21 protein-coding genes are annotated in these 23,668 nt (G+C 70.2%); 12 read left to right on the top strand and 9 right to left on the bottom strand.

Translation table 11 applies throughout. The features are described 5' to 3' along the window. Positions 1-133: 133 nt before the first annotated feature. Positions 134-733 (bottom strand): QsdR family transcriptional regulator, encoded by a 600-nt coding sequence (locus ACLJQE_RS17910; protein WP_410640377.1) that lies wholly within the window; start codon positions 731-733, stop codon positions 134-136. 65 nt (positions 734-798) lie between these two features. Between ACLJQE_RS17910 and ACLJQE_RS17905 the strand changes: the two genes are divergently transcribed. Together ACLJQE_RS17905 and ACLJQE_RS17900 are read left to right on the top strand one after the other, a co-directional pair. Continuing rightward, on the top strand, positions 799-1,143 hold the full coding sequence (locus ACLJQE_RS17905) for a hypothetical protein (RefSeq protein WP_410640376.1): 345 nt from the start codon (positions 799-801) through the stop codon (positions 1,141-1,143). A 78-nt stretch (positions 1,144-1,221) separates the two neighbouring features. Continuing rightward, complete coding sequence (locus ACLJQE_RS17900) at positions 1,222-1,845, top strand: DsbA family oxidoreductase (RefSeq protein WP_410640788.1); 624 nt, start codon at positions 1,222-1,224, stop codon at positions 1,843-1,845. Here the strand turns inward: ACLJQE_RS17900 and ACLJQE_RS17895 are convergent. Together ACLJQE_RS17895 and ACLJQE_RS17890 are read right to left on the bottom strand one after the other, a co-directional pair. Further along, a complete protein-coding gene (locus ACLJQE_RS17895; RefSeq protein ID WP_091317050.1) occupies positions 1,823-2,005 on the bottom strand; it encodes a hypothetical protein in 183 nt (60 codons plus the stop codon). The two genes, ACLJQE_RS17900 and ACLJQE_RS17895, sit on opposite strands and share 23 nt — an antisense overlap. Positions 2,006-2,397: 392 nt before the next feature. Continuing rightward, positions 2,398-3,453 (bottom strand): LacI family DNA-binding transcriptional regulator, encoded by a 1,056-nt coding sequence (locus ACLJQE_RS17890; RefSeq protein WP_410640375.1) that lies wholly within the window; start codon positions 3,451-3,453, stop codon positions 2,398-2,400. Between the two features lie 111 nt (positions 3,454-3,564). Between ACLJQE_RS17890 and ACLJQE_RS17885 the strand changes: the two genes are divergently transcribed. From ACLJQE_RS17885 to ACLJQE_RS17860, 6 genes are all read left to right on the top strand, one after another. Beyond that, complete coding sequence (locus tag ACLJQE_RS17885; protein ID WP_410640374.1) at positions 3,565-4,491, top strand: carbohydrate ABC transporter permease; 927 nt, start codon at positions 3,565-3,567, stop codon at positions 4,489-4,491. 1 nt (position 4,492) lies between these two features. Further along, positions 4,493-5,356, top strand: a complete 864-nt coding sequence (locus ACLJQE_RS17880) for a carbohydrate ABC transporter permease (RefSeq protein WP_410640373.1) — start codon at positions 4,493-4,495, stop codon at positions 5,354-5,356. 32 nt (positions 5,357-5,388) lie between these two features. Beyond that, complete coding sequence (locus ACLJQE_RS17875; RefSeq protein WP_410640372.1) at positions 5,389-6,732, top strand: ABC transporter substrate-binding protein; 1,344 nt, start codon at positions 5,389-5,391, stop codon at positions 6,730-6,732. Between the two features lie 5 nt (positions 6,733-6,737). Beyond that, positions 6,738-8,282 carry an alpha-N-arabinofuranosidase gene (locus tag ACLJQE_RS17870; RefSeq protein WP_410640786.1) on the top strand — a complete coding sequence of 515 codons (1,545 nt, stop codon included), beginning with the start codon at positions 6,738-6,740 and terminating at the stop codon, positions 8,280-8,282. Continuing rightward, on the top strand, positions 8,275-10,029 hold the full coding sequence (locus ACLJQE_RS17865; RefSeq protein WP_410640371.1) for a glycoside hydrolase family 35 protein: 1,755 nt from the start codon (positions 8,275-8,277) through the stop codon (positions 10,027-10,029). Before ACLJQE_RS17870 ends, ACLJQE_RS17865 begins: the two co-directional genes overlap by 8 nt. Positions 10,030-10,103: 74 nt before the next feature. Then, positions 10,104-12,050, top strand: a complete 1,947-nt coding sequence (locus ACLJQE_RS17860) for a glycoside hydrolase (protein WP_410640370.1) — start codon at positions 10,104-10,106, stop codon at positions 12,048-12,050. Between the two features lie 109 nt (positions 12,051-12,159). Here ACLJQE_RS17860 and ACLJQE_RS17855 read toward each other — a convergent pair whose 3' ends face one another. Next, the gene (locus ACLJQE_RS17855; RefSeq protein ID WP_410640369.1) at positions 12,160-12,495 is read right to left on the bottom strand and encodes a DUF3140 domain-containing protein; all 336 of its coding nucleotides are present in this window, start codon (positions 12,493-12,495) and stop codon (positions 12,160-12,162) included. Between the two features lie 173 nt (positions 12,496-12,668). Between ACLJQE_RS17855 and ACLJQE_RS17850 the strand changes: the two genes are divergently transcribed. Then, positions 12,669-13,394: an ANTAR domain-containing response regulator gene (locus tag ACLJQE_RS17850; RefSeq protein WP_410640785.1), complete on the top strand. Its 726-nt coding sequence runs from the start codon at positions 12,669-12,671 to the stop codon at positions 13,392-13,394. Positions 13,395-13,547: 153 nt separating this feature from the next. Here ACLJQE_RS17850 and ACLJQE_RS17845 read toward each other — a convergent pair whose 3' ends face one another. Together ACLJQE_RS17845 and ACLJQE_RS17840 are read right to left on the bottom strand one after the other, a co-directional pair. After that, positions 13,548-14,168 carry a hypothetical protein gene (locus ACLJQE_RS17845; protein WP_410640368.1) on the bottom strand — a complete coding sequence of 207 codons (621 nt, stop codon included), beginning with the start codon at positions 14,166-14,168 and terminating at the stop codon, positions 13,548-13,550. After that, on the bottom strand, positions 14,165-15,391 hold the full coding sequence (locus ACLJQE_RS17840; protein ID WP_410640367.1) for a hypothetical protein: 1,227 nt from the start codon (positions 15,389-15,391) through the stop codon (positions 14,165-14,167). Before ACLJQE_RS17840 ends, ACLJQE_RS17845 begins: the two co-directional genes overlap by 4 nt. Before the next feature lie 174 nt (positions 15,392-15,565). On the opposite strand from ACLJQE_RS17840, the gene ACLJQE_RS17835 reads away from it, so the two are divergent. From ACLJQE_RS17835 to ACLJQE_RS17825, 3 genes are all read left to right on the top strand, one after another. Beyond that, entirely contained in the window at positions 15,566-18,661 is a 3,096-nt protein-coding gene (locus ACLJQE_RS17835) for a BTAD domain-containing putative transcriptional regulator (RefSeq protein ID WP_410640366.1), read from the top strand. 483 nt (positions 18,662-19,144) lie between these two features. Continuing rightward, positions 19,145-19,495 (top strand): helix-turn-helix domain-containing protein, encoded by a 351-nt coding sequence (locus ACLJQE_RS17830; protein ID WP_410640365.1) that lies wholly within the window; start codon positions 19,145-19,147, stop codon positions 19,493-19,495. Positions 19,496-20,318: 823 nt separating this feature from the next. Then, the gene (locus ACLJQE_RS17825; RefSeq protein ID WP_410640364.1) at positions 20,319-21,341 is read left to right on the top strand and encodes an NAD-dependent epimerase/dehydratase family protein; all 1,023 of its coding nucleotides are present in this window, start codon (positions 20,319-20,321) and stop codon (positions 21,339-21,341) included. A gap of 1 nt (position 21,342) precedes the next feature. On the opposite strand, the gene ACLJQE_RS17820 is transcribed toward ACLJQE_RS17825, so the two are convergent. From ACLJQE_RS17820 to ACLJQE_RS17810, 3 genes are all read right to left on the bottom strand, one after another. Beyond that, the gene (locus ACLJQE_RS17820) at positions 21,343-21,816 is read right to left on the bottom strand and encodes a DUF4383 domain-containing protein (protein ID WP_410640363.1); all 474 of its coding nucleotides are present in this window, start codon (positions 21,814-21,816) and stop codon (positions 21,343-21,345) included. A 37-nt stretch (positions 21,817-21,853) separates the two neighbouring features. After that, entirely contained in the window at positions 21,854-22,123 is a 270-nt protein-coding gene (locus ACLJQE_RS17815; protein WP_410640362.1) for a hypothetical protein, read from the bottom strand. 246 nt (positions 22,124-22,369) lie between these two features. Further along, positions 22,370-23,329 carry an ArsR/SmtB family transcription factor gene (locus ACLJQE_RS17810; RefSeq protein ID WP_410640361.1) on the bottom strand — a complete coding sequence of 320 codons (960 nt, stop codon included), beginning with the start codon at positions 23,327-23,329 and terminating at the stop codon, positions 22,370-22,372. Between the last annotated feature and the right edge of the window lie 339 nt (positions 23,330-23,668).

Below are 23,668 nucleotides of genomic sequence, written 5' to 3'. Positions count from 1 at the left end.
TGGCGCACGGCAATGAAGAGGGGTGCCGCGGGCGGGGTGCGGGGTAACCGCTTTCCCGTGGCCTATGAAACACCTTGGCGAAATGTTCCACATCCTCCGAATGGGGGAGTGGTCTGACGAACTGTGCGGTCGCTTAGTGAACGCGGACCGGCTCCATCGCCCCGCGGACCAAGGTGTCGACCAGCGTCGTCGCCACGGCCAGGTCCACCGAGCGGGCGGCCAGGACGTCGGAGTAGAGGAACGACTCGCCGAGCCGGACCACCGCGAACGCCAGGTCCGGGAGCCCGACCAGCGGGGCCAGCCCGGCCGCGTCGGCGTCGGCCCGGAAGAGCTCGACGTGCGCGTCGACCAGTACGGGCTGGACGGCGCCGCGCGGATCGGTCAGCACGCGGAGGGCGACCGCCGACTCCGCCTCGATCAGCTTGCGCATGCCGTCGCTGCCGGCGACTTCGCGGCGGTACTCCTCCATGACCCAGAGGCAGCGCAGCCGGCCGTCCGGCGTGCGGACCGCGTCGCCGTGCCCGGCGCGCCAGCCGTCGAGCGCCCGCCGCCAGGTCCGGTCGGACAGCATGCGCAGCCCGGCGCCCATCAGGTCGTCGCGGTTGCCGACGCGCCGGAAGAAGGTGGTGCGCGAAATCCCGAGCTCGGCCGCCATCCGGCCGAGGTCGAGGCGCGTCCCCGCCATCAGCAGCCGGGCCGCGTGCCGGACGATGTCGTCGGTCGAGACGGTCACCGGGCCAACCCTAGTGCCGCGTCCGTGGACGGCGGCCGGGCCGACGCCTCCGGCATGATGAGCGGGTGCCCCGTCGACAGCTCCGTCCGGATCAGGTGTGGCTGATCGGCGTCCCGCTCAACCTGCTGCTGGCCATTCCGTGCGCCTACCCGGTCGCGTTCGCGATGCTGGGGGCGCAGGTCCTCGCGGGTGAGCTCGGGTGGGGCTCGGTCGACCCCACGGTGGTCGACGACGGCGCGGGCATCGTGATCGGGCTCGGCCTGGTCTCCCTGGTGTTCGCCGGGCTGGTCGTGGCCGGCCTGAACGCCCTGTTCGCCTCCCGCGCGCCGCAGCTCAAGGCGAGCCGTTACGGGATCGCGGTGGCGCTGCTGATCGTGGTTCCCGACGTTGTCTACTGGCTCACCCGCTAGTGCGCTGTCCAGGTGGGCGCCGGTTACCTTGAAGTGCGCGGCGCCCCTTCGGTTAGCGTGGCCGATGTGCGTGTAGACATCTGGTCCGATCTGGTCTGTCCCTGGTGCTATCTCGGCAAACGCCGCTTCGAGCGGGCGGTGGCCGACGTGGGTGTCGACGTCGAGGTGGTGCACCACTCGTTCCAGCTCGACCCGTCGTTCCCGCGCGGGACTTCGCGGCCGACGCGCGAGGTGCTGGCCGAGAAGTACGGCCGGACGCTGGAAGAAGCGGACGCGATGGAAGCCGAGATGGAGGAGCGCGCGGCCGCCGACGGCCTCGAATACCACCTCGGCGGCGTCCACATGGGCAACACGGTCGACGGCCACCGCCTGGTGCACCTCGCGGCGGACCGCGGGCTGGCCGACGCCGTCGTCGATCGGTTCTACCAGGCGCACTTCACCGAACGGCGCTCGCTGTTCGACCACGATTCCCTGGTGGAGCTGGCGGCCGAAGCGGGTCTGGACGCCGACGAGGCGCGAGCCGTGCTCGAGTCCGACGCCTACGAAGCGGAAGTGGCGGCGGACGGCGAGCAGGCCCGCGCACTCGGCGCGTCCGGCGTCCCGTTCTTCGTGATCGACCAGCGGTTCGGCGTGGCGGGAGCCCAGTCGCCGGAGGTGTTCGCCCAGGTGCTGAGGCGAGTCAGCGACGCCGCCGCCGGCTGAACCGCGACCGGTCGGTGGCGACGCCGGCCAGGTGCAGGGCAACGCACAGCAGCCCGGCGGTGGTGAGCGTCCCGGTGGTGATCACCGGGCCGAGCCCGAACCCGGCCAGCTCCATGAGCAGGGCGAGCCCGAAGAGCACGGCGGCGAGAATGGCGAGCATGACGGCCTCGTTTCCGCGGGCGGGGCCGAATGGTCCACGCCACTGCGACGTTCGCGTTACCGGGGGTTTCCGGCTTGGTGGCCGGTAATTCCCCCGCCCCGCCCGTCTGAAACGACCCGGTTTGCGTCCGCCTCGCGTGCCTGGAGGGTCGGCCTGTGTACTTGGAGGGTCGACACGCGTGCTTGGAGGGTCGGCCTGTGTACTTGGACGGCCGGTTCGCGTGCTTGGAGGGTCATCTCGTGTGATTGAAGGGTCATCACTCGTGATTGGGGGGTCGACACTCGTGATTGGGGGGACGACACGGGTGATGCCTGGTGGATCACGGGTGTGCGCTTGGCCCGCGGGGGCGCCCCCCGTTTTCCACGCTACCGGAGGGGACCGACAGTTTCGGGTCAGGCCGGGGGTGCGGCGGTGCTGGAGCGGATGATCAGTTCCGTCGGGAGCAGGACCGGCTCGCCGGCCTCCGTGCCCGTTTCGATCTCCGTCAGCAGGGCCTTCACCGCGTGGTGGCCGACCGCCTCGAACGACTGGCGGATCGTGGTGAGCGGGGGCCAGAAGTGGGCCGATTCCTCCATGTTGTCGAAGCCGACCACGCTCACCTCGGCCGGCACGCGGCGGCCCGCCTCGTGCAACGCTCGCAGCAGCCCCAGTGCCATCTGGTCGTTGGCCGCGAACACCGCCGTCACCGCCGGGTCCGCCGCCAAGCGCACTCCGGCCCGGTAGCCCGACTCCGGGGACCAGTCCCCGACCAGCACCGGCGGCACCGCGCGGCCCGCCCGCTCCAAAGTGGCCTGCCACGACTTCCGGCGGCGCTCGGCCGAGTAGGACTGCGGCGGGCCCGCGATGTGCCAGACCGTTTCGTGGCCCAGTGAAAGCAGGTGCCGGGTCGCGCAGGCCGCGCCGTCGGCCTGGTCGTTGTCGACCACCGGGTAGTCGTAGCGGGCGCTCGAGTCGATCACCACCACCGGCAGCCCGTGCGGCAGCTCGATCTCGCTCTGGTCGAGCTGGTGCTGCTCGATGAGGATGATGACGCCGTCGACGGCCTGCTCGTTCAACGTGCTGAACGCCCCCGTCACCTCGCCCTGCGTCGGCCGTGTCACCGGCATCAGGATGATCGAAAACCCCTCCGGGACGACCGCCGCCGCGATGGCGTCGAGGGTCCGGCTGTTGCCGAACGTGGGGAGGGCCGAGATGATCACGCCGATGCTGCGGAACTGGCCGTTGCGCAGGGCGCGGGCGGCACTGTTGGGCCGGTAGCCGACCCGCCGCATCGCGGCGAGGACCCGCTCGCGCGTCGCGTCGTCGACGTTCGTCTTTCCGTTGGCCACCCGGGAAACCGTCTGGCCCGACACGCCCGCCTCGCGAGCCACGTCCGCCATCGACGGCCCCCGGCGCCGGGCGGCGTGGCCGGATGCGGACGAGGTCGCTGTCTGGCGCGGCACGGTCACTCCTTGGTGTTCTGGACATGTTTACGTCAACAAGTTACTCTGCGGCCGTCCATGTTGACGTAAACATCTCGCCGGGTCCAGGCCCGGCGCACACGATCACTCGGAGAGACGATGACGTCCACAGCGGCTCCGCCCGCGCCGGTGCCGGCGCGCCGGGCACCCGCGGCCCGCCGGCCGCGGCGGAAATGGCGGGGCTGGCTGTTCGTCGCCCCGTTCATGCTGGTGTTCGCGCTGACCTTCATCGCGCCGGTCGTGTACGCGTTCGTGCTCAGCCTCTTCCGCGACCAGGCCTTCTTCGGCGGCACGGTGTTCGTGGGCGTCGACAACTACGTCCAGGTGTTCGCCGACCCGAAGTTCTGGGAGTCCTTCCGGCGGGTGCTGGTGTTCCTCGCCGTGCAGGTGCCGATCATGCTGGTGCTCGCGCTGATCGCGGCGCTGGCGATCGACAGCGCCCGGCTGCACGCCGCCGGGTTCTTCCGGATCGTGATCTTCCTGCCGTACGCGGTCCCCGCCGTGGTCGCCGCGCTGATGTGGGGCTTCATCTACGGTGACCACTTCGGACTCGCCGCCGACCTGAACGACCTGCTGGGCACCGCGGTCAAGCCGTTGTCGCCGAGCTGGCTGCTCACGTCGATCGGGAACATCGTCACCTGGGAGTTCGTGGGCTACAACATGCTCATCTTCTACTCCGCGCTGAAGGTGATCCCCAAGGAGCTGTTCGAGGCGGCCGCGATCGACGGCGCCGGCACGTTCCGCACGATCCGGTCGGTCAAGCTCCCCGCGATCCGGGGCGCCATCGTGGTCGCGACGATCTTCTCGATCATCGGCAGCTTCCAGCTGTTCAACGAGCCGAACATCATGCGCAACCTGGTGCCGAACACGATCGGCACCTTCTACACGCCGAACATGTACGCCTACAACCTTTCCTTCAACGGGCAGCAGTACAACTACTCCGCCACCGTCGCGATCGTGATGGGCGTGATCACCGCGGTCATCGCCTACGTCGTGCAGCTGCGCGGCTCCCGGAAGGAGATGTGACGTGGCCACGTTTTCGGTGACCAACCCCCGCAAGTCGCGTGTCCTCACCGGCTTCATGGCGCTGTACCTGCTCTACACCCTGGTTCCCCTGGTGTGGCTGGTGATCAACGCGACCAAGACCCAGCCGTCGCTGTTCTCGACCTCGGGTCTGTCCTTCGGCGATTCGTTCGCGCTGTTCGACAACATCGGCCAGACGTTCACCTACAACGACGGGATCTTCTTCCGCTGGCTCGGGAACACGCTGCTGTACGTCGTGGTCGGCGCCGGCGGCGCGACGATCCTCGCCACGGCGGCGGGGTACGGGCTGGCCAAGTACCGCTTCCCCGGCCGCCGCGCGGTGTTCGCCGTCGTCCTCGGGGCCGTGGCCGTGCCGCCGACGGCGCTCGCCGTGCCGACGTTCCTGATGTTCAGCAAGCTCGGGCTGACGAACACGCCGCTGGCGGTCATCATCCCGTCGCTGATCAGCCCGTTCGGCCTGTACCTGATCTGGGTCTACGCCGCCGACGCGATCCCCGACGAGCTGCTGGAGGCGGCGCGGATCGACGGCGCGGGCGAAGTGCGGATCTTCCTCACCGTGACGCTGCGCCAGCTGGTCCCCGGGATCATCACGGTCACGCTGTTCACGGTGGTGCAGACGTGGAACAACTACTTCCTGCCACTGATCATGCTCAGCGAGCCGAAGTGGTACCCGCTGACCGTCGGGCTCAACCAGTGGAGCGCGCAGGCCAACGGCGCCGGCGCCCAGCCGATCTTCAACCTGGTCCTCACCGGGTCGTTGCTCACGATCATCCCCCTAGTCGTCGCTTTCCTGCTCATGCAACGGTTCTGGCAGTCCGGGCTGAGCGCCGGCAGCGTCAAGCAGTAACCCGCCGTCACACCGCCGTGAAGGGACATTCGATGTCAAGATTCCGCACCCGCGCCAAGGCGGCCGCCGCCATCGCGCTGGCCGCCGCACTCGCGGTCGGCTGCTCGTCCGGGGGCACGTCCACCGCCCCCGCCGCCGCCACCGGCAACCAGGACTCCGTCGACGCCGCGCTCAAGGCCGGCGGCGAGATCACCTACTGGAGCTGGACCCCGTCGGCCAAGGACCAGGTGGCCGCGTTCCAGAAGGAATACCCGAACGTCAAGGTCAACTACGTCAACGCGGGCACCAACAAGGAGGAGTACACCAAGCTCCAGAACGTGATCAAGGCCGGCTCGGGTGCCCCCGACGTCGCGCAGATCGAGTACTACGCCCTCCCGCAGTTCGCGCTGACCGATTCACTGGCCGACCTGAACCAGTTCGGCTTCGGCTCGTTCGAAAAGGACTACAGCGCCTCGACGTGGGCGCAGGTGAAGAACGGCAACGGGCTCTACGGCCTGCCGCAGGACTCCGGCCCGATGGCGCTGTTCTACAACAAGGAAGTCTTCGACAAGAACGGCATCGCCGTGCCGAAGACGTGGGACGAGTACATCGCCGCGGGGAAGAAGCTGCACGCCGCCGACCCCACCAAGTACATCACCTCGGACACCGGTGACCCCGGGTTCGTGCTGAGCATGATCTGGCAGGCCGGTGGGCACCCGTTCACCGTCGACGGCCGGAACGTGAAGGTCAACCTGGCCGACGCGGGCACCAAGAAGTGGACCGCGATGTGGGACCAGCTGATCCAGGGCAAGCTGCTCGCCCCGGTCAAGGAGTGGTCCGACGACTGGTTCCGCGCCCTCGGTGACGGCACCGTTTCCTCCCTGGTCACCGGTGCCTGGATGCCGGGCAACTTCATCTCCTCGGTGGCCGGTGCCAGCGGGAAGTGGGCCGTGGCGCCGATGCCGACCTACGACGGGCAGAAGGCGGTCACCGCGGAGAACGGCGGCAGCACCCAGTCCGTGCTCAAGCAGAGCAAGAACCCGGCGCTGGCCGCGGCGTTCGTGCGCTGGCTGAACCACGGCGGCGGCGTCCAGCCGTTCATCAAGAGCGGTGGCTTCCCGTCCACCACGGCCGACCTGACCTCGCCCGCGTTCGTCGACCAGGCCGTGCCGTACTTCGCCGGCCAGAAGATCAACCAGGTGCTGACCCAGGCGTCGAAGGACGTCGCCCCGGGCTGGACCTACCTGCCGTACCAGACCTACGCCAACAGCGTCTTCAGCGACACCGCGGGCAAGGCCTACCTGAACGGCACGCCGCTCGACGCCGGGCTGGCGGCCTGGCAGCAGTCGATCATCGACTACGGCAACCAGCAGGGCTTCACGGTCAGCGCGGGATGACCGGGGTGACCGTCCACATCGAAGGCGACGCGGGCCAGGTCATCGGCCCGGTCCCGCGTCGCCTCTTCGGCTCGTTCGTCGAGCACATGGGCCGGTCCGTGTACACCGGGATCTACGAGCCCGGCCACGCCACCTCGGACGACCGCGGCTTCCGCGGCGACGTGCTGGAGCTGGTCCGGGAACTCGGCCCGACCGTGCTCCGCTACCCCGGTGGCAACTTCGTCTCCGGCTACCGCTGGGAAGACGGTGTCGGACCGGCCGAAACCCGGCCGGTCCGGCTGGATCCGGCGTGGCACAGCGTGGAATCCAACCGCTTCGGCCTGCACGAATTCGTCGCGTGGGCCGAAGCCGCGGGTGCCGAGGTGATGTACGCCGTCAACCTCGGCACCCGCGGCATCCAGGAGGCCGCCGACGTCCTGGAGTACTGCAACCACGCCGGCGGCACGGAACTGAGCGAGCGGCGGCGCGCCAACGGCGCCGACCGCCCGTTCGGCTTCAAGCTGTGGTGCCTGGGCAACGAGATGGACGGCCCGTGGCAGATCGGCCACAAGACGGCCGACGAGTACGGGCGCCTGGCCGCGGAGACCGCGCGGCTGATGCGGATGATCGACCCGGACGTCGAGCTGGTCGTCGCGGGCAGTTCGCACGCCGACATGCCGACGTTCGGCTCGTGGGAGCGCACGGTGCTGCGCCACACCGCCGAGCTGGTCGACCACATCTCGCTGCACGCCTACTACCAGGAACTGCACGGCGACACCGACAGCTACCTGGCCAGCGCGGCCGCGCTGGACCGCTACATCGCCACGACGGCAGGCGTCATCGACGAAACCCTCGCCGAGCTGGGACTCGACAAGAAGATCGGGATCAGCGTAGACGAGTGGAACGTCTGGGACCTGCGCCGCTGGAACGAGGTCGACCAGGCCAAGCTCGCCGAGGACGGCTGGCGGCAGCACCCGCGGATCATCGAGGACACCTACACCGTCACCGACGCGGTCGTCGTCGGCTCGCTGCTCAGTTCGCTGCTGCGCAACGTCGACCGCGTCACCATGGCGAACCAGGCGCAGCTGGTCAACGTCATCGCGCCGATCCGCTCCGAGCCCGGCGGCCCGGCGTGGCGGCAGACGACGTTCCACCCGTTCCGGCAGGTCGCCGCGCTGGCCGGCGGGGCGAGCCTGCGCCTGGCCGTCGAAGGCGAGCCGCTCCGCACCGCGCAGCACGGCGAAGTCGATCTCGTCGACGCCGCCGCGACGGTCGAGGAGTCCGGGCGCGGAGCGGTGTTCCTGACCAACCGCGCCACGGCGTCGCCGACCGAGGTGCGCATCCGCCTGCGCGGCACCCGGTTCGGGTTGTACGCCGCCGAAACCCTGACCACGCCGGACGGCCAGACACGCCACACCGTCAACACCGCCGACGCACAACCGGTCCGGCCGGTGCCGCTACCCGGCGCCGCCGCGACGTCCGATTCCGGGGGGACCACCATCACCGTGACACTGCCACCCTTGTCCTGGACCGTGCTCCAGCTGACCCCGCAGGCGGGCCCGGATGCCTGAGTTCGCCATCGGGGAGCACGACTTCCTGCTCGACGGCCGCCCGTTCCGCATCCTGTCCGGGGCCCTGCACTACTTCCGGGTGCACCCGGACCTGTGGGCCGACCGGATCGACAAGGCCCGGCGGATGGGGCTCAACACCATCGAGACGTACGTGGCGTGGAACGCGCACGCCCCCGGGCCCGGCACGTTCGACCTGTCGGGCGGGCTCGACCTCGACCGCTTCCTGCGGCTCGTCGCCGACGCCGGGATGTACGCGATCGTGCGGCCCGGTCCGTACATCTGCGCCGAGTGGGACAACGGCGGGCTGCCGGCCTGGCTGTTCCGCGACCCGTCGGTCGGGGTGCGCCGGTACGAGCCGAAGTACCTGGACGCGGTGCGCGAGTACCTGACGAAGGTGTACGAGGTCGTCGTCCCGCACCAGGTCGACCGCGGCGGCCCGGTGCTGCTGGTCCAGGTGGAGAACGAATACGGCGCGTTCGGCGACGACAAGCGCTACCTGAAAGCGCTTGCCGAGCACACGCGCGAATCCGGCGTCACCGTGCCACTGACCACAGTGGACCAGCCGACGCCGGAGATGCTGGAAGCGGGCAGCCTCGACGGGCTGCACCGCACCGCGTCGTTCGGCTCCGGCGCCGAAGCGCGGCTCGCGATCCTGCGCGCGCACCAGCCGACCGGGCCGTTGATGTGCAGCGAGTTCTGGAACGGCTGGTTCGACCACTGGGGCGCCCACCACCACACGACCTCGGCCGCGGACTCGGCGGCGGAGCTCGACGCGCTGCTCGCCGCGGGCGCGTCGGTCAACCTGTACATGTTCCACGGCGGCACCAACTTCGGCCTCACCAACGGCGCCAACGACAAGGGCGTCTACCAGCCGCTGATCACGTCCTACGACTACGACGCGCCGCTGGACGAAGCCGGCGACCCGACGCCGAAGTACCACGCCTTCCGCGACGTGATCGCCCGCTACCACAAGGTGCCCGACACGGTTCCGCCGCCGTCCCGCCCCGCGCCGACGCCGAGCGGGATCCTGCGCGACCCCGTCCGGCTGCTCGACGCCCCGGAACGCTGGGGCACCTGGGAGTTCCACGAGGAGCTGCCGGCGTTCGACGAGCTGACGCCGATGCCGCAGCTCGCGCTGCTGCGCACCACCGTCGAGGGCGAGCGCCCCGGCGTGCTGACCTTCGGCGAAGTCCGCGACCGCGCCACGGTGTTCTTCGACGGCGACCCGGTGGGCACGCTCAGCCGGGACCACCACGAGCGCGCGATCCCGCTGCCGCGTGCCCGGGGCGAGCTGCTGGTGCTGGTCGAGGACCAGGGCCGCGTCGACTACGGCCCGCGCATCGGCGAGGCGAAGGGCATCATCGGCGGGGCGTCGCTGCACGGCGAGCCGCTGACCGGCTGGGACGTGCTGCCGCTCGACCTGGCCGCGCTGCCTTCACTGCGGTCGTCGCACCCGGCGGCCGTGGCGGGTCCGGTGGCCGGTCCGGTGGTGCTGCGCGCCGAGATCGACGTCGACGAGCCCGCCGACCTGTTCCTCGACACCGGGGAGTGGGGCAAGGGCGTCGCGTGGCTCAACGGGTTCGCGCTCGGCCGGTACTGGCGGCGCGGTCCGCAACGGACGTTGTACGTGCCGCGCCCGGTGGTCCGGGCCGGCACCAACGAACTGGTCGTGTTCGAACTCGGCACGATGCTCGACCCCGCGGCCCGGTTCGTGCCGCGGCCGCTGCTCGGCCACACCGAAGCCTGAGAAAGTTCCCACCGCACCGAAGGGCAGTTTCGACGATGAACCTGCGGCGTTTGCTCACCGTCCTTTGTGTACCGTTGATCGGGGGCGCGGTCGTCGCCGCGCCCGCCGAAGCAGCCACCGCCGTCACGGTGAAGCCGGACCCGACGTACCGGCAGCAGCCGTTCGACGGCTGGGGCGCCAGCCTGGCCTGGATGGCCGAGGCGACCGGCGGCTACCCCGACGCCATCCGGAACAAGCTGGCGGACCTGGTCTTCGGTCCCGACGGGCTGAACCTGAACATCGCCCGGTTCAACGTCGGCGGCGGCAACGCGCCCGACGTCCCGCCGTACCTGCGCGCGGGCGGCGCGATTCCGGGCTGGTGGAAGGCACCCGCCGGCACCACCCGCGCCGACAAGGACTGGTGGACCCCCGGCGACCCGGCCGAATTCGACCCGAAGGCCGACCCGAACCAGCGCTGGTGGGTCGACAAGATCAAGAACCGCGTCACGAAGTGGGAGGCGTTCAGCAACTCGCCGCCGTACTTCCAGACCGTGTCCGGCTACGTCTCCGGCGGCTTCAACGCCACCGACGAGCAGCTGCGGTCCGACAAGATCGGCGACTTCACGGCGTACATGACGCAGGTGGTGCGCACCCTCGAGCGTGCGCACGGCATCAAGTTCGCGTCCGTGAACCCGCTGAACGAGCCGAACACGAACTACTGGAAGACCACGCTCGGCGCCGACGGCAACCCGACCGGCGGGCGGCAGGAAGGCGCGCACATCGGCCCGGCGGTCCAGTCGCAGCTGATCCCGGCGATGGCCGGCGCCCTCAAGGCGGCCGGCTCGCGGTCGATCGTCTCGGCGCCCGACGAGACGAACCCGGACATCTTCGCCGCGGACTGGGCCGGCTGGTCGGCCGACGCCCGCGCGGCGGCGGGCCGGCTCAACGTGCACACCTACGGCACCGGCAACCGGCCGGTCGCGCGGGACCTGGCCAAGGGCGCGGCGAAGCCGCTGTGGATGAGCGAGGTCGGCGGCAGCTGGCTGGACCGGCAGGACTTCACGGACATGGATCCCGGCCTCGGCATGGCCAAGCAGATCACCGACGACCTGCGGCTGCTCGAGCCGAGCGCGTGGGTCAGCTGGCAGCCGATCGAGGACTACAACAACATGAAGCCGGGCGGGGAGTCCGCGGCCGGGATGAACTGGGGCGAGATCCAGGTCCCGTTCGACTGCCCGAAGAACGCCACGCTGCAGACCTGCCAGATCAAGACGAACACCAAGTACAACACGATGCGCAACTTCACCCACTACATCCGGCCGGGTGACCGGCTGGTCGGGGTGAACGACACCGCGTCGACGGCCGCGATGCGCGGCGAGGACCTGGCGACGGTCGTGCACACCAACGCCGACGCCGCCGACCAGGACGTCACCCTGGACCTGACGGGCTTCCGGAACGTCCGTCCGGGCGCGTCGGTGACGCCGGTCGTCACCGACGTCACCGGGGCGCTGAAGCGGGGCAAGCCGGTGCGGGTGACCGCGGGCAAGGCGACACTGCGGGTGCCGGCGCGCTCGGTGACCAGCTTCCTCGTCGACGGCGTCTCCTCGACGGCGGCCGGAACGGGCATCGGCTCGGGCAAGCCGGTCACCTTCACCGGCGTGCAGAGCGGCAAGTCGCTGTCGGCGGAGAACGGCACGCTGGTTCAGCGCACGACGGACGCTTCGGCGGCGGCGCAGCGCTGGACGCTCACCGACCGCACGGGCCGCTACGGCAACCGCGACCGGTTCACCATCACCAACACCGGCACGGGCCAGGTGCTCAGCACGGCGGGCGGCGCGGTGACACTGGCCGCGGCGGGCACGTGCGACGCGGCGGCGCAGTGGACGCTGTCCACGACGGGTGACGGCACCTGGACGTTCGTCAACGCGGCGAGCGGCCAGCTGCTCGACGTCCCCGGCGAGTCCCGTGAGGACGGCGCCCGGATCGGCCTGTACAAGCCGACGAACGGCCCCAACCAGCGCTGGCAGGCCATCACCGGCTGACGCCTGCCCCCGGTTTCAAGCGCCCCAATGTGGCCTTCGGTGCGTTCAACGCACCGAAGGCCACCTTGGGTGCGTTGAACGCAACCAAGGCCACCTTGGGGCGCTCTGGTCAGGCGGGTTTGAGCGGGTCGTGGCCGATCGACATCAGGCGGTGGCGCCAGTGCGCCTCGCCCGCCGTCGGCTCGAGGTCGTCGCGGCGTTCGGAGTGCACCCGGTCGACCACCTCGCGCATCACGTCCGCGTCGCGGCCGTCCACGTCGGACCGCCGTTTGCGCAGGACGCCCAGCACCTGGTGGCCCGTCGGCGGGCCCGCCTCGTCGGGGAGCGGCTCGGTCTCCGGGCCCGCGTCGCGCGTGCGCAGCCAGTCCTCCAGCTCGCGCGAAGTCATGTTCACCACCCGGTGGAACTCCGTCCACAACTCGTCGTCAACAGCCGGATTGTCCATGCTCACGGGCTACCCGGCGCGGCCGACGTCAAACCGGGTCCGGTGGCCGGTAGAATTCGTCCGGACCCGTTGAAACGCCAGCGGTGGTCTCTGTTGACGCTGCTGGCGAGCTCATCCTGTGCTCGCCGCTTGACGCATGGGAGGGGTGGGCCTTGCCGACCACTGGCGACGGCATGGCGGAGCGGGTCGACGAGCTGAACGCCGTCCTGGCCGATCTCGTCGGGGTCCTCGAATCGATGTCCGACACACCCGGTCTGCTCGACGCGGTCTGCGGCGAGGCGGTCCGGGTGGTCCCGGACGCGGACCTGGCCAGCATCATGGTCGTCCGCGACGGCGTGACGCAGACCGCGGCCGTCACCGACGAGCGAGCCCGGCGCATCGACGACGTCCAGTACGCGGCGGGCGACGGTCCGGGCCTGCTCGCCGCGCTGACGGGCGAGGTGGTGCGGGTGGCGGTCGCCGAGACGGGTGATCAGTGGCCCGAGTTCGTGGCCGCGGCCAAGGAACACGGCGTGGGCAGCTACCTGGCGGTCCCGCTGCGGGTGGACGACACCCTGGTGGGCGCGATCACGCTGTTCGGCTTCGAGACGCACGGCTACCACGAGTTCGACACGAAGGTGCTGCGGCTGTTCACCTTGTGTGTGGAGACGGTGCTGCGGCTCACCCGCCGGTACCGCGAGGCCCGGAGGCTGGCGGACGAGCTGCGGAACGCGATGGAGACACGCGCGGTGATCGAGCAGGCCAAGGGCATGCTGATGCTGATCCACCGGGTCACCGAGGACGCGGCGATGCACCGGCTGATCGTGGAGTCCCAGCACACGAACATCAAGCTCCGCGACGTGGCGGCCCGCTTCACCCAGCGAATGAGCTCGGCAGAGGGCGGCCCGCCCCGGCGGTGAACAGCGCCCCGATCGCGGCCCCACGGTCACCGCGGGGGGCTTCCAAAGCGGGTGTTCCCGCCCGGCGAGCGGCGGCGTGGTGCAGGGCGGTCTCGGGGAACGAGCACGGCTTCGGCGTGCTCGCGGGGCCGCCCGCGGCGGCGTCCGGCCGGTTTACGGCACGAACCTCCTCGGCGGCAGGCACCGCCACCGGAAACGCGAGTTCCGCCTGAGCGCCGAAGTCCAGTCCCCGCTGGAGGGCCTCCGCTCGGCAACGTCCACGGCGGCGGAGCTGCTGAACCTCATGGTGGGCGCACTCGCCGATCTCCCGGTAGTGGACCGCAACTCGCCATCGGGCGCCGGCGTACTGCCCGTACCACCGAGTTCGCCCGCGACGAGAAACAGCAGGGGAGCGTCCGCGTGCATCCGATCGGGGTGGCACGCCATGCCGCTGATTGCCGTGAGGGCGTTCAACGGCCGTCCGGTGGTCAGCCACACGCACGCGGCGACCGCGGCCGCCTCCGCCTCTCCGTAACCGGCGAGGATGGTGTCGCCACGGCGGTCGCCGAGCAGCAGCCCGGTCGAGCGGATCGGGACGACGGCCAAGGTGAGCCCGGGAAGCCGGTCGAAGGCCCCGGCCACTGCCGCTCGTCCGTCGGCTTCGCACCGGCAGCCCGGGGAGATCACCGCGTCGGCGAGTGCGGCTCGGTCCCCATGGGTGCCGGTGACCATCGTGCCCTCGCGGTGGCCGCAGGTGTAGTGCCACGTCGTCAGGTCAGAGGCGGGAAAAGTCATGCTGTCACCGGATTCGGTAGCGGCACCGGGGCGACCGGGACGGCGTGCGCGGGCTCGGGAATGTTCAGCAGCCGGTACAAGGTACGGCGCAGGATGAGCCCGGCTTCGCCGGGACGTGAGGTCAGGAGGCCTTGGACGAGGCCGGGCAGTCCGGCGGCGTCACGTGCCTCGGTGGCCGCGCGCAGCTGGGGTTCCAGTGGCCGGCCGGGTCGCCAGAGGGGTGCGTGCCGCGCGAGAACCTCGGCCGGGGTGCCGCACAGGAGCGGCTGGCCGGGGTTGTCGTCGAGGAGGATCGACGCGCCCGCCGCGGCGCCGTAAGCGGTCACGGATCCGTAGTCCCCGATCAGGTGGTCAGCAGCGACCAAGGCCGCACGCCACCCTTCTTCGGGTGGCAGCAGGACGAGTCCCGCACGGAGGGAGGCCGCGAGCCAGGAGCGAATCTGCCAGCTCCCGTGGTGGGACCAGATTGCGGGGTGCAGGGCACCGACGACGCGGTAGCCGTCCCGGGGGAGCGCGGCCAGGACACGGTCGAACAAATCAGGGTGACGACCGAACGCGGACCGGGGCGACCAGGTCGAGGTGACCACGACGACCTGCTGGTCGCCGGTGGCGCCGAGGGCATGCCGATATCGGTCGCGGTAAAGCAGGCTGGCGGCGATGCGGTCGAGGGCGATGTCACCCGCGACGACCGCGGCGGGAACGGCCCGTGGGCAGATCTCGGCGAGGAGGTCGCGCTCTTGGTCGTGAACGAGGACGATCGCGTCGGCGCGGACCCGTCCTTCGCGGATCAGCTGGTCGGGGCCGAGACCGAGCTGGGGGTCGTGCGGCCGGGCGGTGGCGGGGGGAGGGCGCCAGGCCCGGTACTGCCCGAGCCCGCCACCGTGCGGAACCAGCAGGGCCGGCGCGGTCAGATCGTCGAGGCCGCGGGTACTGCCGGCGAGCACGAGGTCGACGTCGCTGTGGCGGGCTTGAGCCCACGGCAGCACCGTGCCGCCCTGTGCGCGCAGGAAATCATGCGTGGCCTGCCAGTTTTCGCCGGCTTCGGGATCGGTGAACGCGACCTGGACGCGGTGGTCGGCTTCGAGCAGGGGCAGCAGGTCCAGCAGGCGCGTACCGGCGACGATGTGCGGCACGAGCACCAGGATGGATTTCGTTCCGCACCGGGTGGCCCAGTGCACGTCGGCGCGTCCGATGGGGCTGCGTAGCCAGGTGACGGCGGCCATCGCGGGTCCTCCTCGTGTTTGTCCAGTTGTTGTCACGAAGATGGAGGAGTGTGTTCACAAAAGGCTTTCGGCCTGCGGTTTCGTCGGTTGACAATTGATCAACAATCGCTCTTGCTCGGGCTGTTGCATTGGCTCTGACCTGGTCATTCCGAGTCGACAATGGAAAAATGACCGGTGGTCGACCGGTTGATCGGGTTGGCGGGTGGCCGAAGCAGGAGCGAAGGGGGGAGCATGGAAATCGCGCTGGGAATTCTCGGGCAAACGGCCATGCTGCTGCACGGGAAAGTGGATGTGAAGTGGGCTCACCCTCGATCGAGGCAGGTGCTTGCCGCTCTGCTGACGTTCCCGAACCAGCGGTTCCCGGTCGACGTGGTTGTGGACTGGGTGTGGGCCGAGCACGAGAACACGCCGCGAGGAGCGCTGGCCACTCTGCACCAGAACGCCGTACACCTGCGGCAAGCGCTGCAGAAGAGCGGAATCCCGGCCCGTCTCGGAGTCGGGAAGAACGGCTGCGTGGTGGAAATCGACGAGGCCCTGGTCGATCACCGCGTATTCGCCCGGGCGATGGCGCGGGCGCGCGAGCTGCGTGATCGCGGCGACCACCGACGCGCCCAGATTGAGGCGCAGGCGGCGGTGCGGCTGTGGCGGGACGATCCGCTCGCCGACTTGCAGACGCAGCGGGCCGACGACTGGCGTGCGCAGTGGGCACGCAGCCATTGGCTGCCCGCCAATGCTTTCCTCGTCGCCGAACTGCTCGCCGTCGGTCATGCCGACGTGGCGCTCGGCAGGCTGCTGGAGCTGGAACACGCACATCCGCTGGAACTCAGCCTGGCGAAACTGCGCTTGCGTGCCCTGGCCGCGACGGACCGTCCGGACGAGGTGACCGAGTTCTACTTCGCCAAGCGCCGCCAGTACCTCGACGTCGGCGAGCTACGCGCGGCGGACGAACTGCGAGCGGTGCACGACGAGGTGATCTCCGGCGATGGCGGCTTCCCTCGTCAGGTCGTGCGGACGCGAGCCGTGGACGCCGAGGAAGAGCCGGCCAGTCGGGTGGTCTGGCACGTTCCCCCGGACTGCGATGGCGTCGAAGGACGGACCGAGCTGCTGGCGGAACTGGACGCGTTCACCTCCGATTCGAGCGGCGCGTCGCGGCGAGGGGTGGTCGTGGTGACCGGGGGGCCGGGCGTGGGCAAGTCCACCGCGGTCGTGCGATGGGCCCACCAGGCCCGGCGCCGGTTTCCACACGGCGCCGTTCTGCTCGACCTGCGAGGGGATGGTCAAGCGACCTCCGCGAACAGCGGCGAGGTCGTGGACACACTGTTGTCACTGCTGGATTTCCCGGTCGACCAGGTGGTGAGTCCCGTGGCGAGGGCGGCGAAGCTCTCGGCGCTCCTGCACCGGCGGTCGATGCTGGTGATCCTCGACAACGTCGACAGCCGCGAGCAGGTCGCCCCGCTGCTGGGCGTGCTCGACGCCTGCATGGTGCTGGTGGTTTCGCGGTGGCGGCTGCCTTCGCTGGCCGCGACGGTGTCCCCGCCGGTGGTGACCGTACCGCCGCTCACCGACCAGGACGCGACTGCGCTGCTCGACCGCAGGATCGGCAGGCGCGCCAGGGAAGATCGCGACGGGGTGGCCGAACTGGTGCGAGTGTGCCAGGGAAATCCCCTGGCGCTCACGTTGGTGGCCGACCGCGTCGCGGCGCGCACCGGCCTGCTCCTGTCGACCCTGGCCGGGCAGCTGCTGCGCGACGCGGACATGCTGCTGGACCTCGGGTACGAGGGAGATGCGCTCCAGCGGAGCCTGCGCGCGGCATTCACGGCGTCCTACCAGGTGCTGGGGCCGGGCGAACGACGCGCCCTCGCGGTGATCGGGGTGCACCCGGGAGCGGAGGTGACGACCGAAGCGGTGGCGGCGGGGGACGGGCGCCCGTTGCCGGTCGTGCGTCGTTCGCTCGACGTCCTGGTGACGGCGCACCTGCTCGAGCACCCGAGCGATCTGGACCGTTACCGCGTTCACGACCTTTTGCACGCCTACGCAGCCTCGGTGGCCGAGCAACTGGCTGACGTTGCGGCAGTGCGGCGCCGGTTGTTCGACTTCCACCTGCAGATGGCCTATGTGGCCCATCGCCTGGTTTTCCCGCACAAACCACCGCCACAGCTGCCGGAGACGACCCTGGCGCGGCCGGAGGCCGGCTTCGGCAGTGCTGCACTGGCCCGGCAGTGGGTGGTCAGGGAAAAGAACGTACTGCTGGAAATCGCCGCTGCCGGTGGCGCTGAAAGCGCTTACCTGCCGGCGTTGTTCGCCGAGCTGATCACCGAGATGGGTTTCTACGCCGACGCGGTCAGCTGCCTCACCGCGGCGATCCGCAGCGTCGAGGAGGTGCTCGCCGAACGGGGTGACTCCGTGCCGCAGCTGCGTCAGGTACTCGGGTCGCACCTGAACGACCTCGCGGTCGTGTTGATGCACATGGGAGAGGAGCCGCGGGCGGAACACCACCTCCGGCGGGCGTTGGCTCTCGCCGAAGCCGACAGGTTTCCGCTGGGCCGGATCGCTTCGACGCTGAACCTGGCCCGGTGGCACCTGAGGGTCGGCCGGGCACCCGAGGCCGCGGTGCTGTGCCGGTTGGCGCTGCAGCTGGCTGAGGAGCTGAACGAGCCGTCGTTGTGCGCGGCCGCGGCTCATCGGCTGGCGAACGCGCTGGTCGCGGCCGGTGGATTCGAGCAGGAGGCGCTGGACCTCTACGCCGAGGCGCTGGCACACCTGTGGGAATCCGGCGACCGGACGGCGCGGTTGCAGATCCACACCGCGCTGGGTGCGCTGCTGACCGACCTGGGGCGCGTGGAGGAGGCGGATGAGCAGTGCCGGCGAGCTTCGGAGCTGGCCCCGGCCTGCCTCAACCTGCCGGCGGTGATGAAGCTGAAAACCGTGCTGGCCCGATTGCGGCACCAGCAGGGCAATGCCCGGGCGGCGTTGTGGTACGCGCACCGCGCGGTCGAGCTGGCTGACCGGATCCGCCACGCCACCGGCCAGGCCAGGGCGTTGTCGACGCTGGCGATGATCCTGCGTGATCATGGAAATCGGGAAGACGCGCGGGCGTTGTGGGTACAGGCAGCCGACCTCTACCGGGGGCGGGCCCGGACCACGCGTGCGGCGGAGATCGAGGGGCTGATCGCCGAGCTCGATGGCTCGGAGCCAGTCATCCCGGCGGCCCGCGACGGTGAGCGGGATACGGTGGCGATGCTGCCACCACGGTTGCGGCGAAACCGTTAGAGCTCACCCGAACCGGCGTTTTCGTAGGCGCCGCTGGTGCGAGTTTGCTACCGAGAAAGCCGTGGATCCCTTGGCGGAACTCGTGTTCGGAGGCGGGATTGTCCGCGGCGGGGGACACGTGAGCCAACCGTGCAAGTTTTCCGCTGGTGTGCTGGGAGAGCGACAACCATGCTCGGTGCGTGCGCCCGATTCGCCTGCTCCGACAACTCGGCTTTTTCCGGCGTATCGCGTGTAACGGCCGTTACAGCTGCCCGTACCGGCGTCATGACCGCCGGGCGAGGTGCTCACACTCGGGGACAGGCAAACCGCAGGGGGAGCGGAACCAGCCATGAGCGTACGTGACGATCGACCGCCACCCGGTTGGCGGTGTACCCGCCGACATCGATGTCGTTGGCTGGGATGTGGACCGCGTGACTCGCGAGCCAGCGACCTCGGCCGCGTTCCCACGCACACGGATCAGCTGGTCGGGGCGGCGAGGATCTGGTGAGCGACGATCACAGAGACACGCGTGCTCCCGGATCGGTCCCCGCCGAAATCCCGGCTGAGCTCGTCCGGCACCTCGTGGACCGCTACACCGCCGGGGAAACGATCGAAAGCCTGGTCGCGGGGCACCCCTACAGCTACCGCAAGATCCGTGTCGCCCTGCTCGACGCAGGCGTCACGCTCCGACCTCCCCGTATTCCGCTGCCACCCACCCCGCCCGGGCTGATCAACGCCTACCGCGAAGGGCGGTCGATCCGCCAGCTCGCCACGACTTACGGTATGTCTTACAACCAGACTCGCAACATCCTCCTGGCGGAGGGCGTCGAACTCCGTCGCCGGGGTCAACCGTGACACCGGTTGCGCCGGGCTTCGCAGTGTTTCGCTGACGAGATCCGGCGCAACTCGGCTTGCTGCTTGCCCCCAGCCGGGTGGTTTCAGGCGTTCAGGCCGCCATGATGATCCACCACAGCGGCATCAAGTGCATCAACGAATTCTCCTTTCGTCGATTGGGACCGTGAGCCACTCGCTTGGTGGGCGGATGAGGTACCATCTTCGCTCTCCTGCGTGGTTCTGCGCCGAGGGGTGAGTCTCGTTCGGTCGTAATTCGGTCGGGGTTGTGCGAACCATACACAGGGCTGGATGAGGTGCAATCGCGGGGTGTGTCATCCGACCGTGCGTCACCTTCGAGCAAAAATCACCCCATCGTTGACCAGGAGCGTTCGCTGCGAATTCGACGGGCGGCGGCATTTTCGGCAGTCCGCTGTAGAGCTTTGGCGGGGGCCGCTTCTTGTCCGCGGCAACGGAATTCGATGAGGGCCTTCGGCGGCTGCCGGGTTACATCGCTTCCTGACCTGCAACGCAGAAATAGAATAAATTTCACTCGAAAGAGTGGTGGAAGGTTCGGCTACCAGTTCCGCAGCGCGGTGCGCCGTCGTCGGAGGTCACGCGGCTACCGTTGCGGGCCTCCACGGGTGGAGGTGGCAACGGCGGTGTAGGTCACTTCGGGCAAGTTGTGTTCCTTTCAGCGGGTGACTTCACCACGCCAGGAATCCCGGGCAGCCGGCGGCGACCGTCACACGAGGTCACCCGTGTACGTCACCGAGCCGGCGAAGAAGGCGGCGGCGTCCGGCCAGGCGGCAGGATTGGCGGGCCGGCTCCCGGGTAACCGGCCCGGATGCGCATCGTGGTGACCGGAGCGACAGGCAACATCGGGACCGGGGTTGTGCGCGCGTTGCGTGCGGACCCGCAGGTCGAAACCATCGTCGGGCTGGCCCGGCGCCCCGCGGACGGCGTCGTCACGGCCGACGTCGAACGTGACGACCTCGTGCCGCACTTCCGCGGGGCCGATGCGGTCGTGCACCTGGCGTGGCTCTTCCAGCCCACCCGGCGTCCCGAACGCACGTGGCGTGCGAACGTCCTCGGTTCGATGCGGGTGTTCGACGCGGTGGCGGCGGCGGGCGTGCCGAAGCTCGTCTACACCTCCTCGATCGGGGCGTACTCGCCGCGGGAGGACGACCGGCCGGTGACGGAGGACTGGCCGACGCACGGCTGGCCCGGCGCCGCCTACACGCGGGAAAAGGCCTATCTGGAGCGGTACCTCGACGCGTTCGAGGTGCGGCACCCGGAGCTCGACGTCGTCCGGATGCGACCGGGGTTCGTCTTCCAGCGCAGTGCCGCGACGGAACAGCGGCGCCTGTTCGCCGGGCCGTTCGTGCCGGGTTCGCTGGTGCGGCCGGGCCTGGTTCCGGTGGTGCCGGACGTCCGCGGGCTGCGCTGCCAGATCGTGCACACGGCCGACTTGGCCGACGCCGTGCGCCGCGCGGTGATGCGGCCGGTGCAGGGGGCGTTCAACATCGCGACCGGCCCGGTCGTGGACCCGCGGTTCGCGGCGGACCTGCTGGGCGCCCGCACGATCCCGGTGCCGGCGGCCGTGGTCCGCGCGGCGGTGGACGCGGCCTGGCGCCTGCACGCGATCCCGGCGTCACCGGGTTTGTTCGACGCGGTCATGCGGCTGCCGGTCATGGACACGAGCCGCGCGGAGTCCGAATTGGACTGGCGGCCGGCTCGGGACGCCGCGGCCACGCTGAAGGAGTTCCTGGCGGGGCTGCGGGAGGGCGCCGGCGCGGACACGGCACCGCTGGCGCCGGACCGGCACCGGCTGCACGAGATCTCGACGGGCGTGGGGCGCGAGCCCTGAGTCAGTGGCCCTGCTTCTCCGGCTCCGGGTACTGGCCGCGGGCCCGGTCGGCCGCCGCCGTCGCGATGCCCGCGGCGATCATCGCCACGCCGAGGCCGAGGTGCAGCCAGTCGTCGGCGTTGTCGAGCGGGAGGAAGTTGGCCGGGCTGTCGTGGTCCATCGCGAGGCCGAACACCCACAGCAGCACGTAGATCCCGCCGCCGATCATCAGGAAGGCCCGCGAGCTCCCGTTGGCGCGGCCGGCCAGGACGCCGAGCACGCCGAACAGCAGGTGGACCAGGTTGTGCAGCACCGACACGGTGAACACGCCGAACAGCTGCGCGCCCGACCCGTGCCCGGCGAACTCCAGCGCGTCGTAGTCCGCGGTGATCCCCGGCACGAACCCGGCCACGCCGACGAGCAGGAACGCGGCACCGAACAACAGGGCAGCGGCCCGGGCGGTGCTCCGCCGGGGCCGGGCATGGACGTCCGTCATGGCGCCGGGCTACCCGGCGCGGGACCGGGCAAACGCGCTAGGCGAGTTCCGCCGAAACGACCGACGGCAGCTCGCGCAACCGGTCGAGCAGGGTGCCGGTCTCCTCGGCCGCCAGCAGGACGGCGCAGACCATGCTGCTCTCGCGGACACCGTCCTTGATGTCGACGGAGAGCTCGTGGACGAGCCGGCCCGCGAGGGCGCCGACCAGCGCCGGGATCTCTTCGGCACCGCCGACGAAGTAGGTGGCGATGCGGCGGCGCAGCAGCATGGCCGAGCGGGGTGCGGGAACGGCGAAGGAAGTGGACATGGCGGATCTCCCGGGTGGGTGGAATGAGATCGGGGCCAGGTCCCGGAAAAGAGCGATCGCCGACGCAGCGCGCCGGCGACCTGGGTTCAGCCGGCGCGCCGGGTTACGAGCCGCAAGAACGGCAGGGGGCGCAGCACGGCGACAGGCTAACACGACCCCGGCGCGGTCGGCAGCAGAGCTGAGCAGGCAGCCGGGCCGTCCCGATCGACCCGTGCCGGGCATGCGTCGATCAGGACACCCCGCCGGTCAGCTTGCCCGGATGATCCCCAGGCCGAGCGGCGTGATCTCGTGGATCTGGGACTTGCCCGACCGGTTGCTGCTGATCAGCCCGCTCGCCCGCAGCACCGAGGCGTGCTGGCTGGCCGTCGCCGGGGAGATGCCCGTCAGGTCCGCCAGCTCGCTCGTGTTGCACCTCGTCGTCGCGATCGTCACCAGGACCCTGGCCCGGGTCTGGCCGAGCAGGGCCGCCAACGAGGGGCCCGGCTCCGCGTCGCTGTCGAACCTCGGGTGGCTGATCGAATAGACCAGCACCGGTGGAAGGGCCGGGTCCTTGTACGTCGTCGGCATGCCGTGGGCGAAGAACGCCGGGATCAACCTGAGCCCGCGGCCGTTGAGGTGCAGCTCCTGGTCGATCGGGAAGCGCACGCGCAGCACCGGCGGGGACCAAGTCACCTCCGGGTGCAACGTCGAGAGCAGCAGCTGCGGCCCGCCGCGGTCCAGGTTGGCCTGCAGCCGGTGGCGGTCGCGGGCCACCGCCCGGCGCACCGTCGCCCAGTCCGGGGCCACGCACTGGCGGTAGTAGTCGTGCAGGGCCGTGCCCAGGCGCCGCAGCTCGCGGGGCTCGCCGTCGCCGATCCGGCGCAGCCACGCCGGGACGTGGGTGCCCTGGGCCGCCAGCTCTCCGACGTCGGTGGCCAGCGTGCTCCCCGGCGTCTCGAGCACCGCCGAGACGCCCTCGCCGACCGTGCGGGCGCCCGCCGGGGTGAGGAAGTCGGGGCAGTAGCCGTACGGCGGGACGGCGGACATCAGCAGCCGGCCGGACTGGGGGACCGCGGAGCGTGATCCCCGCCGCCAGCGGCCGAAGAACGGCTCACCTTCCGGCCGCCGGATGCGGTAACTGCTCATCAGCAGTTCCCACATCGGGTCGGCGTCCTCGGCGATGGTCACTTTCGCCAGGTCCGCTTCCGTGAAGTGAACTTTCAACATCGACGGCGGCACCCCCTTGTTCCCGGCCGAGGGTAACGGGCACCGCCGGGCCCCCCGACACGGGTCACGAGCCGCCGGAAAATCACGCACCCGGGCCGGAATCCCCCACGGTCCGGCGAACGGCCTTCACCCTCCGCAAGGGTAAAAAGCCGTCGCGTGGCACTTCACGCTGTGTGATTGGTGCGTACGGGGGAAACGAACGGCATTCCTTGACAACACCGCGGTCGCCGGGGTTACGTCGTCGGCTGAATTCCGAGGAAAAGGAACCGGAAATCGTTATTCGGGCCACCGGTACGAATCGAGCCACGCCACCGATGAAAGAAGATGAACCTCCGTCGC

Origin of the sequence: Amycolatopsis sp. lyj-346 (assembly GCF_046548975.1) — a bacterium.
Taxonomy (GTDB): Bacteria; Actinomycetota; Actinomycetes; order Mycobacteriales; family Pseudonocardiaceae; genus Amycolatopsis.
The sequence above is the reverse complement of the archived record's forward strand: the minus strand, read 5'-3'. Positions and strand labels throughout refer to the sequence as shown.